Raw genomic sequence first — 10,717 nt, forward strand, 5'->3', positions numbered from 1 at the left:
TCATGGTGATCGTGGACGCGGTGCGCTCCACCGGCGGACACGTCGGCGGAACGCTGCGGACGGCCGTTCTCCAGGCCGCCATCGACGCCGCCGCCCGGGAGGGCGGCGGCACCGTGACCGTCGGGGCGGGCGTGCACCGCACCGGCGCCCTGCGCCTGCGCAGCCACGTCGAGCTGCGGCTCGAGGCGGGCGCGCGGCTCGAGTTCGTCCCCGACCGGGCCCTCTACCCACCGGTCGAGGCCCGCTGGGAGGGGGCACCCGCCGTCGTGCACTCGCCGTGCCTGTACGCGCACGGCGCCACCGACGTCGCGATCACCGGCCTCGGCACCATCGACGGCGGGGGAGTGCCGTGGTGGGACACGTTCCGGAACTCGCCCGGCGACCTCGATCACCCGCGGCCCACCCTGATCGGGCTGCACGAGTGCGAGCGGGTGACCATCCGCGACGTCACACTGCGCGACTCGCCCTCGTGGACGGTGCATCCGCTGCTGTGCGAGGACGTCGCGATCTCCGGGGTGCGCATCACGAACCCCGCGGATTCGCCGAACACCGACGGGATCAACCCGGAGTCGTGCCGCAACGTGCGGATCAGCGATTGCCACATCGACGTCGGCGACGACTGCGTGACGATCAAGTCCGGCACCGAGCGTTCGCCGCGCCGCGTGCCGTGCGAGAACATCACCGTCACCGGCTGCACGATGGTGCACGGCCACGGCGGCGTGGTGATCGGCAGCGAGATGAGCGGCGGCGTGCGGAACGTCGTCATCACCGGCTGCGTCTTCCAGGGCACCGACCGCGGGATCCGGATCAAGGCGCGGCGTGGGCGCGGCGGCGTGGTCGAGGACGTCCGCGTGAGCAACGTCGTCATGAGTGACGTCATGTGCCCCCTGGTGATCAACCCGTTCTACTTCTGCGGCCCCGGCGGCGACGAGCCGCACGTCGCCGACCGGACCCCGCACCCCGTCGACGACACCACGCCGCTCTTCCGCCGTATCCACGTCGCGCACGTCAGCGCCCGCGGCGTGCACGCGGCGGCCGCGCACGTGTACGGACTGCCGGAGCAGCCGGTCACCGAGCTGACGCTCGACGACGTCGTGGTCTCGTTCGCCGACGACCCGGTGGCCGGCTACCCGGCGATGGCCGACGGCGTGGAGCTCATGACGCGCCGTGGCTTCCACTTCGGGTACGTCGCGGACTCGGACGTCCGCCGCGTCCGCGTGGACGGGTGCGACGGGCCGGGCGTCGTCGCGGAGCACAGCCCTACGCTGCGCCTCTCGGAGGTGAGGATCGATGGCAAGGCCGACGACGACGGCTGACGCGCCCGCCGACGCAGCACGTTCCGGGCGGGACGCGCTGCCTCGGCGGGGCGAGCCGGCCGGTTGCGCCGAGGCGGTGTCCACGGCGGGCGTCCTTCCGCCGCGGCGGACCGTCGAGGTGGGGTCGGCCGTGGCGGGGATGGTGCTGTCGGGGTTGTTCCTCGGCGGGTTCTCTGTCGTGATGAACCAGATCGGCGAGGACGTCTTCCGCGACTCGCTGCATCCCGAGATGGCCGCTGCCGGGATCGACCTGAGCACCGCCGGCGATCCGTACACCGTCGCCCGGACGCTCGCCGCCTGGTTCGGGTTCACCCTGATGGGCGTCCTCGCGCTCGGGTCCGCGGGGGTCTACGCGGCCCAGCGCTCGCCGGAGCGCCGGGCGACCGGCTGGCTCCTCGCGGCCGCCGGCCTGGTCTGCCTCGTGGGAAGCCAGCTGATCCTGTACCCGGTCGCCTTCCTGTTCTTCGTCGGCGCGGGCCTGTTCGCGCTGCGCGACACCGACCGACGACCCGAGACGAGGAGCCCCAGATGACCGCGACCGATCCGGCGCCCACGGTGCGCCTCCACCGGCCGGTCCGCACCAGCGGATTCCGGCGCCCCTCGGCGTCGCTGCGGATCTTCCGGGTGGTCAACGGCGTCGTTCTCACCGGGTTCGCCCTGCTGTGCCTGCTGCCGTTCCTCAACGTGCTCGGCAGTTCGTTCGCGACGCCGGGCGAGCTGGCGACCAAGCCCTTCGTCGTCGTCCCCGAGACGTTCACGCTGGACGCCTACCGCTACATCCTCTCGGGCGGCACGATCTTCCGGGCGCTGGGGGTCTCCGTGTTCGTGACGGTGGTGGGGACGTTCGTGAGCCTGCTGCTCACGTCGTTCATGGCGTACGCGCTGTCGAAGCGGTACCTCCGCGGGCGGCGGGTGATCAACTTCCTTGTCGTCTTCACGATGCTGTTCAGCGGCGGCATGATCCCGACGTTCGTGGTGGTGCAGAACCTGGGCCTGATCGACTCGCTGTGGTCGCTGATCCTGCCCGTCGCGATCAACGCGTTCAACTTCGTGATCATGCGGAGCTTCTTCCAGGCGATCCCGGACAGCCTCGAGGAGGCGGCCCGCATCGACGGGTGCTCCGACCTCGGGGTGTTCCTGCGGATCGTGCTGCCGCTGTCGCTGGCCTCGATCGCGACGATCGGCCTGTTCTACGCCGTCGCCTACTGGAACACCTACCAGCACGCGATCCTGTACATCAACGACTCGTCGAAGTGGCCCATCCAGGTGCTGCTGCGACAGGTGGTGATCGTCGCCAGCGGCGTGAACGGCGACGCGTCGGTGGTCGACGTCGTGCCGCCGGCGCAGTCCGTGAAGATGGCGGTGATCGTCGTGGCGACGCTGCCCATGCTGATCGTGTACCCGTTCATCCAGCGGTTCTTCGTGAAGGGGGCACTGATCGGGTCGGTCAAGGGATAGACCCCTCGGCTGGGAAGCCGCGGAGGGAGCACCGGGGCCGACCGCATCGCCTGTCCGTGTTGGCTCTGCGCCCCTGTCCCGGACCTCAGACCGGGCGGTAGGCGGCGCAAAAGGTCCAGGCCGGATCCGCCGTCTCGGAGAAGGCCTGGGCCTGAACGGCCAGCGTCTCGTCCGGCGCCCAGGCGAGGCGGATCCGCCAGGTGGCCAGGTCCTCGCCGTGGATCGCGCAGCGGACGTCCAAGGTGCCGGGGGCGGGCCGGCCGGCCGTGACGACGGCGGCCTCGCCGGCGATCCGCGTCCACACGGCCCGGTCGAGGCGGAACTCGATGTTCCAGTCGGGACGGTCGTCGCCCCGGGTCGCCGCGCGCAGGTAGCCGCCGTCGTCCGTCAACGACGCGCGGATCTCGGCCGGTCCGGGTCCCTCCGCAACGTTCCGATAGGTTCCGCCCGGCGGCGGGACGGTCGAGGCGTCGTGCCACGGCGCGGGCCAGTCGAGTCTGACGGCGGCGTGGTGGGCGCCGGGCGTCGTACCGGCGTCGATCTCGGCGGCGAGTGGGTCCACGAGGAGGTCCATGACGTCGTCGAGCAGGCGCTGGTCCCCGCCTGTGCACGCCTGGGTGTCGGCGGTGACGACGACGGCGAGGCCGCGGGCGGGGTCGCCGTGCACGATCTGGCCGCCGAGGCCGAACATCAGCCAGCCGCCACGGTCCGGGAGCCACATCTGGTAGCCGTAGCCGCCCCGCAGGGTCCCGCCCCAGGTCAGCTGGGTTGTGTCGGCTTGCGGGCGGGTCGCGTCGCGCAGGTAGTCCGCCGGGATCAGCCGGGTGGCGCCGTGCGCATCGCGGTCATCGCCACCCGTGCGCGCGCGGTGGTCGCGGCGGTCGTCCACCATGCCGTCGTCGAGCAGGAGGTGGGCAAGGCGGAGGAGGTCGCGTGGCGTGCAGACCAGGCCCGAGCCGCCGTGGGAGACTCCCTCGGGGCCCGGGAGGAACCTGAGGTCCGGGCTCACCCCGATCGGGTCGAACAGGCGGGGCCGCAGGTAGTCCGCGAGGGGCACGCCCGCGAGGCGTTCGACGAGTGCCGCGAGCGTGTAGGCGGCGGAGGTGTCGTAGGTGAACAGCGTGCCCGGCGGGTGCGTGGGCGGCACGCGGAAGTACGACTCCAGCCAGGCACCCGCGGTCAGCTTGTACGTCGTGGACCGGTGCGGGCCGCGCATGGCGAGCATGTGCCGGATCGTCGTGGCCTCGAGCCACGGGTGCACCGGCGCCATCTCGGGGAAGTACCGGACGATCGGGTCGTCGAGGCCGAGCGCGCCGTCGGCCGCCAGGAGCCCGACCGCGAGGCCCGTCACCGTCTTCGACACCGAGTACATGCGCTGCGGCTCGTACGGACCGCGCGGCGCACAGGTGGCGCTCGCGACGAGTTCCCCGCCGACGCTCACCTCGACGGTGTGGAGGGCGATGTCGAGGGTGGCTGCGCGTCGCGCCAGTCGGTCGATGGCCTCTGCGGCGGTGCCGGCCGACAGCGGCCGATCGGACTGGACATCCATCGGCCGTGATCCTACCGGTGGTCTGCGGTAGGTGGCTGGACAGAGGGGCTGTTCAGGACAGCGTCCGCGCCGTCGGCGAGCGGCGACGAGCCGCGGTTCGGGTCAGTCCGCCTCCGCGTGGGCGATGTGGCCCAGGGCCCGCCAGATCAGGGCGAGCGTGATCCCCGCGCCCACGAAGCCGAACCAGAACGGGGCCGTCAGCCCCCACTGCTCGGCGATCACGCCGCCCAGGGCGTTGCCGAGCAGGATCCCGCCGAAGACCGACACCATGTTGAGCGAACCCACGCGCCCCTGCAGTTCGATGGGCGTGGCGCGCTGCCGGACGGCGTTCGAGATGGCGCCCCACACGAACGAGTAGGCGCCGAACCCGAACATGGCGGCAAAGGCTCCCCACTCGGTCGTGTTGACGGCGAGCACGAGGTGCCAGAGCACCTCGCAGCTCAGCACCACGCGCATGATCGTGGCGAAGCGGAACCGTCGCTGGAGCTTGTCGAACAAGCCGGTGCTGAGCAGGCCTCCCACGGCCATTGCGGTCGTGAGCAGGCCGAACTCCAGCTTGCTCATCCCCAGGTGCTCCGTCGCGTAGAGCACGAGGACGCCCATCGGCGCGGCGTACGTGATGTTGAACGTGAGGATCGTGAGCATCAGGGTGCGCACGGCCGGGGCGTGCCAGGTCCAGCGCAGTCCGTCGACGATGTCCTGGCGGATGTGCGTGGTGATGTCGTCGCGCAGTGGTCCGTGAGGCGTCACGACCTGCGCGACCAGCACGATCGCCAGGGACACCATCACCGCCTGGACGAGGAACGGCCACACCATGCCCGCGGCGAACAGGAAGGCGCCGAGGGGCGGCCCGGCGAGCTGGTTGGCCGTGAGGAATCCCGCCTGCAGCCGCGCGTGCCCGATGGCCAGGTCCTTCTTGTCCACCAGCATCGGCATGAGCGTCTGGCTGGTGGTGTCGGCGAAGACCTCCGCGATGCCGAGGGCGAGCATGACGGCCAGGACAAGTGTGATATTCACTACATCGGTGACGATGAAGACGCCAAGGGCGACGATCACGAGCACCCGCAGCGCGTCGGCCACGATCACCAGCCGACGGCGGTTCACCCGGTCCGCGATCGCTCCCGCCCAGAGCCCGAAGAGCAGCCAGGGCAGCTTGTTGAGCAGGGCCGCGAGGGCGACGAGAAAGGGTGAACTGGTCTGGGACGCGACCAGCAGCGGCCCGGCGGCCATCGCGATCCCGTCGCCGATGTTGCTCACCCACGAAGAACCGACCAGCCACCTGAACGACCGTCCCATACGTTCTGGGAAGACGGCCTCGACGAACTTGCTCACGAAGACGTGATCCTATGGGGGAGGCGTTGTGACGGGCAGTTATTTTCCTGGCCGCGAGCCGCCCCCGAACCCTATGGTGACCCGGCGCGTCGGCGTGGGGACAGTGCGGTGACAACGCCCCCTCGGCGCGTTTTCGCAGGTTAGGAAGGAACATGGACGATCGTCCAAAGTTGTGTTGACGCGCGACCGGATCAGGTGCAGACTTCTGGGCAGACGGTGCGCATCGCCCGCCCCCTGCGCGGTGCGCATCGTCATACCCCATCGGGCTTCGGCCCGATCGTGACGCCCCTTCGGACCCCCTGCCGGAGGGGCGTCACGCGCGTCCCGGCCTGGGGTTGACGCCGCCGCGGGGTCGGCGGATGGTCAGATCCAGGCCGCCGGGTCTGCCAGGACTCCGCGCAGCACCTCGCGTGCGCCGCCCGTGAGTGCCGCCTGGGACCCGGCGCGTGCCGCGCGGACCTCCAGGTCGACGAAGGGGGCCGCGAGCACCCGCTCGGCCAGGACCGCCTCGATCTCCGGCCGGAGCCATGGCAGCAGGTCGGTGTAGATCCCGCCGAGGACGACGGTGTGCACGTCGACCAGGTTCACGAAGTCCGCGAGTGCCGACCCCAGCGCCTGTCCGGCGCGCCGCACGGCGGTAGGCGCGGCGGAGTGCGCGGCGCCCAGTAGAGCCAGGAGGTCGGTGAGCGGGGCGTCGGCGGCGAGGCCCGCGGCCCGTGCCAGGGCCTCCTTGCCGGCGAACTGTTCGAGGCAGCCGTGCGCCCCGCAGGAGCAGCGGGGTCCCGCGGGATCGACGACGACGTGTCCCACCTCGCCGTTCCAGCCGCGTTCCCCGAGGAAGAGCTCGCGCCCGACGACGATCGCCGCGCCGATCCCGACATCGCCGGAGACGTACAGGAACGAGTCCGGGACGGCGCCTCCGGCTCCGGTGGTGCCCTCGGCCTGCGTGGGCCCGGTTCCGGCGCCGGCCACCCCGGTTCCGGCGCCGACCTGCCCGGTTCCGGCGCCGGTCCGCCCGAATCCGGTTCCGGCGTCGGCCACACCGGTCTCCTCGCGGCCGGCTCGGCCGCGCCAGGCCCCGGTGGCGGCCGGCCCCGCTCCGCCGAGTTCGGCCAGTGCCGCCAGCTTCGCCTCGTTGGCGATCTCGACGGGCAGACCGTCCAGGCCGAGCAGCGGCGCCGGCTCGACGGACGACCAGCCGAGGTTGGGGGCGACGTCGAGCATCCCTGCCCGGGCGTCCACGAGCCCGGGCAGGGCGAGGCGGGCGCCGGCGAGCCGCATGCCGCCGTCGTGCGCGTCGCGGATGACGGCGCGTGCGATCCGGCCGAGCTCGCCCAGCACCTCGGCGGGATCGCTGTCGTGGAACGCGCCCGGCGCCACGTGCTCGGCGACGACCGCCCCCGTGAGGTCGACCGCGCGAGCCCCGAGGTAGTCGACGTTCACCTCCAGTCCGAGGCCGAGGAGGGAGCGCCTGGCGGGGACGAGCGGCACGGCGGGACGGCCCGCGCGCCCGTCGGCGACCGCGGGCAGCTCGCGCAGCAGTCGCGCCCCGATCAGCTGGTCGATCAGCGTGGACACGGTCGCGCGGGTGAGGCCTGTCGCGGCGGCGACACCCGCGCGGGACGGCGGCTCCGGTGCCTCGAAGACGGCGCGCGCCACGAGCTCGAGGTTGCGCTCGCGCAGGGTGTGCTGCCGGGAAGCTGCCGTCGTCGTGGTCACGCCTTGACTGTAGCCGAGCTCTCGGGGGATAGTTCATCCGTACAACAAATAGGCTCGCGGCGTCGCGACGACGCAGCGTCACGCGCGCGGGCCGACCTCGACGAGGAGACCCACGTGAGCGACATCAAGTACTCCTTCGGCCTGTGGACCATCGGCTGGCCTGCCAACGACCCGTTCGGCACGGCGACCCGCCCGGACCTCGACCCGGCCGAGTCCATCCGCAAGCTCGCCGACCTCGGCGCGTGGGGCTTCACGTTCCACGACAACGACGTCTTCCCGCTCGACGCCGACGAGACGGCCCGGCAGTCGCACATCGACTCGGTGAAGAAGGCCGCCGAGGAGACCGGCCTGGTCTGCGAGATGGTCACCACCAACACCTTCACCCACCCGGTCTTCAAGGACGGCGCGTTCACCTCGAACAACCGGCAGGTCCGGCGCTTCGGGCTGCGCAAGGTGCTGAAGAACGTCGACCTGGCCGCCGAGATGGGCGCCTCCACCTTCGTCATGTGGGGCGGCCGCGAGGGCACCGAGTACGACAACTCCAAGGACCTGGTCTCGGCCCATGCCCGCTACGCGGAGGGCATCGACACCGTCGCCGCGTACATCAAGTCCCAGGGCTACGATCTCAAGATCGCCTTGGAGCCCAAGCCGAACGAGCCACGCGGCGACATCTTCCTGCCCACCATCGGCCACGCGATCGCGCTCATCGAGACGCTCGACAACGGCGACATCGTGGGCCTCAACCCCGAGACGGGCCACGAGCAGATGGCGGGCCTCAACTACACGCACGGCCTCTCGCTCGCGCTGTACTGCGGCAAGCTGTTCCACATCGACCTGAACGGCCAGCACGGGCCCAAGTACGACCAGGACCTGGTGTTCGGCCACGGCGATCTGCTGTCCGCGTTCTTCACCGTGGACCTGCTGGAGAACGGCTTCCCGAACGGCGGCCCGCGGTACGAGGGCCCGCGCCACTTCGACTACAAGCCGTCGCGCACCGAGCACCTGGACGGCGTGTGGGAGTCGGCGAAGGCGAACATGGCCACCTACGACATGCTCGCGGCCAAGGCCGCGGCGTACCGGGCCGACGCCGAGGTCCAGGCCGCGTTCGAGCACGCCGGCATCCTCGAGCTGGGCGAGCCCACCCTGGCCGAGGGGGAGACCATCGAGCAGTTCCTCGCGAGCGACGAGCAGTACGACGTCGACGCCCTGGCCGAGCGCGACTACGGCCTGGTCCGCCTCCACCAGCTGGCCCTCCAGCACCTGATCGGCTGACCTGGCGCCGGCTGCCGGCTGGTCGGTCATCGCGCGACCGACCGGCCGGACCGCCGTCGGCCCCGGGCCGCCACCATCCTCCCCACGATCCCCACCTGGAGCACCGATGCCCCTCGTCGCCGGCGTGGACACCTCCACGCAGTCCTGCAAGATCGTCGTCCGCGACGCCGCCACCGGGGAGCTGGTCCGCTCCGGCTCCGCCAAGCACCCCGACGGGACCGAGATCCACCCCGATCACTGGTGGAGCGCGTTCACCCAGGCCGCCGACGCCGCGGGCGGCCTCGCCGACGTCGCCGCGATCGCCGTCGGCGGCCAGCAGCACGGCATGGTCGCGCTCGACGCCGAGGGGCGAGTGATCCGCGACGCCCTCCTGTGGAACGACACCCGTTCCGCCGGCGCCGCCGAGGCCCTGATCTCCGAACTGGGCGACGGCGATCGCGCCGTGGGCTCGCAGCGGTGGGCGGATGCCGTCGGCTCGGTGCTCGTCGCGTCCCTCACGGTCACCAAACTCCGCTGGCTGCGCGACGCCGAACCGGAGAACGCCGCCCGCGTCGCCGCCGTCGCGCTCCCGCACGACTGGCTGTCCTGGCGCATCGCCGGCTACGGCCCCGCGGGCGACCCGAGCGCGCCCCTCGGCCCGGACCTGAACGCCTTGTTCACGGACCGGTCGGACGCGTCCGGCACGGGCTACTACGACGCCCAGGGGGCGAACGGCGCCGGGGAGTACCGCCCCGACCTGCTCCGCATGGCCCTCGGCCGGGACGACGTCGTGCTGCCGCGCGTGCTCGGCCCCGCCGAGTCCGGCGGCGTCGCGCATCCGTCCGTCGCGGGGGTCGACGTCGACGGCGGCGCCCTCATCGGCCCCGGCGCCGGCGACAACGCGGGCGCGGCGCTCGGCGTCGGCATGACGCCGGGCGACGTCGCGATCTCGATCGGTACGTCGGGCGTGGTCTCCGCCGTGGCGCCGCGTCGAACCGCCGACGGGTCCGGCGCGATCAACGGGTTCGCCGACGCCGCCGGCAACGCTCTGATGCTCGCCGTCACGCTCAACGCGGCGCGCGTGCTCGACGCCGCCCGCGAGGTGCTCGGCGTCGACGTCGACGAGCTCGCCGCACTCGCGTTGCGGGCGCCCGCCGGGTCGGACGGCCTGGTCCTCGTCCCCTACCTGGAGGGCGAGCGCACCCCGAACCGCCCCGACGCCACCGGAACGCTGCACGGCATCCGGCTCGCGACGTCGACCCGCCCGCACCTCGCGCGCGCCTACGTCGAGGGCATGCTGTGCGGGCTCGCGGACGGCCTCGACGCGCTGCGGGCGCAGGGCGTGCCCGTCGAGCGGGTCATGCTGATCGGCGGCGCGGCGCAGTCGCCGGCCGTGCAGGAGATCGCGCCGCAGGTCTTCGGCCTGCCGATCGCCGTCCCGGAGCCCGGGGAGTACGTGGCCGACGGCGCCGCCCGCCAGGCGGCGTGGGTCCTCGCGGCGGCCGGTGCGGCGGGTGCGACGCCGACGACGGCGGACGCGGGCGCGCCCTCTGCCCTGGCGCCACCGGACTGGTCGGCGACGATCTCGGCCACCCTGCCCGCGGACCCTCGCCCGGAGATCCGCGAGCAGTATGCCAAGGTCAGGGACCTGGCCTGACGGCAACCAGCACGAGCTCAGATGAGCTCAGGTGCGGACCACCGGGATCGATCCCGTGGCCTCGAAGTTCTTGAGGTGCTTGCGGACCGTGCTCTCGCCCACCTTGAGCTGCTTCGCGATGGACTTGACCGTCACGCCCTGCGCGAAGAGGTCGATGATGCGGTTCACCGTCACCTCGTCGAGTCGCGCGCCCGGCTGCCGCTCGGCGGGCGGGGCGTTCCGGCGGGATCCCGCGGCGCGCCGTTCGGAATCCTCCGTTCGTCCGGTCGGCGCCGCCGACCGCACCTCGGTGCGTCGGTGGTCCCGGGCGGCGGGACGACGCCGTTCGGCGGGCGCGGCCTGGGCCGCGACGGTCGCGACGGGGATCGCCCCGGTCGGCGGGCGGACGGGGGCCGGTGCCTGCGGCGCCGGAGCCCCGATGCGGCGCACGCCGGC

At 72.4% G+C, this 10,717-nt stretch carries 9 protein-coding genes; 5 read left to right on the forward strand and 4 right to left on the reverse strand.

Annotated features, from left to right (window positions below):
* Window positions 1–2: 2 nt before the first annotated feature.
* From IIE03_RS05950 to IIE03_RS05960, 3 genes are read left to right on the forward strand one after another with little or no spacing between them, the layout of a single operon-like run.
* Window positions 3–1,316: a glycoside hydrolase family 28 protein gene (locus IIE03_RS05950; RefSeq protein WP_192861809.1), complete on the forward strand. Its 1,314-nt coding sequence runs from the start codon at window positions 3–5 to the stop codon at window positions 1,314–1,316.
* Complete coding sequence (locus IIE03_RS05955; RefSeq protein ID WP_192861810.1) at window positions 1,291–1,848, forward strand: hypothetical protein; 558 nt, start codon at window positions 1,291–1,293, stop codon at window positions 1,846–1,848. The genes IIE03_RS05950 and IIE03_RS05955 overlap by 26 nt, the downstream gene beginning before the upstream one ends.
* A complete protein-coding gene (locus tag IIE03_RS05960; protein WP_192861811.1) occupies window positions 1,845–2,774 on the forward strand; it encodes a carbohydrate ABC transporter permease in 930 nt (309 codons plus the stop codon). Before IIE03_RS05955 ends, IIE03_RS05960 begins: the two co-directional genes overlap by 4 nt.
* Before the next feature lie 85 nt (window positions 2,775–2,859).
* Here the strand turns inward: IIE03_RS05960 and IIE03_RS05965 are convergent, their stop codons facing one another.
* The 3 genes from IIE03_RS05965 to IIE03_RS05975 form a co-directional block, all read right to left on the reverse strand.
* Complete coding sequence (locus tag IIE03_RS05965; protein ID WP_192861812.1) at window positions 2,860–4,323, reverse strand: serine hydrolase domain-containing protein; 1,464 nt, start codon at window positions 4,321–4,323, stop codon at window positions 2,860–2,862.
* 102 nt (window positions 4,324–4,425) lie between these two features.
* Window positions 4,426–5,619, reverse strand: coding sequence for an MFS transporter (locus IIE03_RS05970; RefSeq protein ID WP_192861837.1), 1,194 nt, complete (start codon window positions 5,617–5,619; stop codon window positions 4,426–4,428).
* Between the two features lie 399 nt (window positions 5,620–6,018).
* On the reverse strand, window positions 6,019–7,374 hold the full coding sequence (locus IIE03_RS05975) for an ROK family transcriptional regulator (RefSeq protein WP_318842826.1): 1,356 nt from the start codon (window positions 7,372–7,374) through the stop codon (window positions 6,019–6,021).
* A gap of 114 nt (window positions 7,375–7,488) precedes the next feature.
* Here IIE03_RS05975 and xylA point away from each other — a divergent pair, with 114 nt between their 5' ends.
* The gene (gene xylA / locus IIE03_RS05980) at window positions 7,489–8,646 is read left to right on the forward strand and encodes a xylose isomerase (protein WP_192861813.1); all 1,158 of its coding nucleotides are present in this window, start codon (window positions 7,489–7,491) and stop codon (window positions 8,644–8,646) included.
* Window positions 8,647–8,752: 106 nt separating this feature from the next.
* Entirely contained in the window at window positions 8,753–10,282 is a 1,530-nt protein-coding gene (locus IIE03_RS05985) for an FGGY family carbohydrate kinase (RefSeq protein WP_192861814.1), read from the forward strand.
* 27 nt (window positions 10,283–10,309) lie between these two features.
* On the opposite strand, the gene IIE03_RS05990 is transcribed toward IIE03_RS05985, so the two are convergent.
* Window positions 10,310–10,717: helix-turn-helix domain-containing protein (locus IIE03_RS05990; RefSeq protein WP_192861815.1), on the reverse strand; the 408-nt coding region annotated here is incomplete at its 5' end.

It is taken from the genome of Myceligenerans pegani, assembly GCF_014892515.1.
Taxonomy (GTDB): Bacteria; Actinomycetota; Actinomycetes; order Actinomycetales; family Cellulomonadaceae; genus Myceligenerans; species Myceligenerans pegani.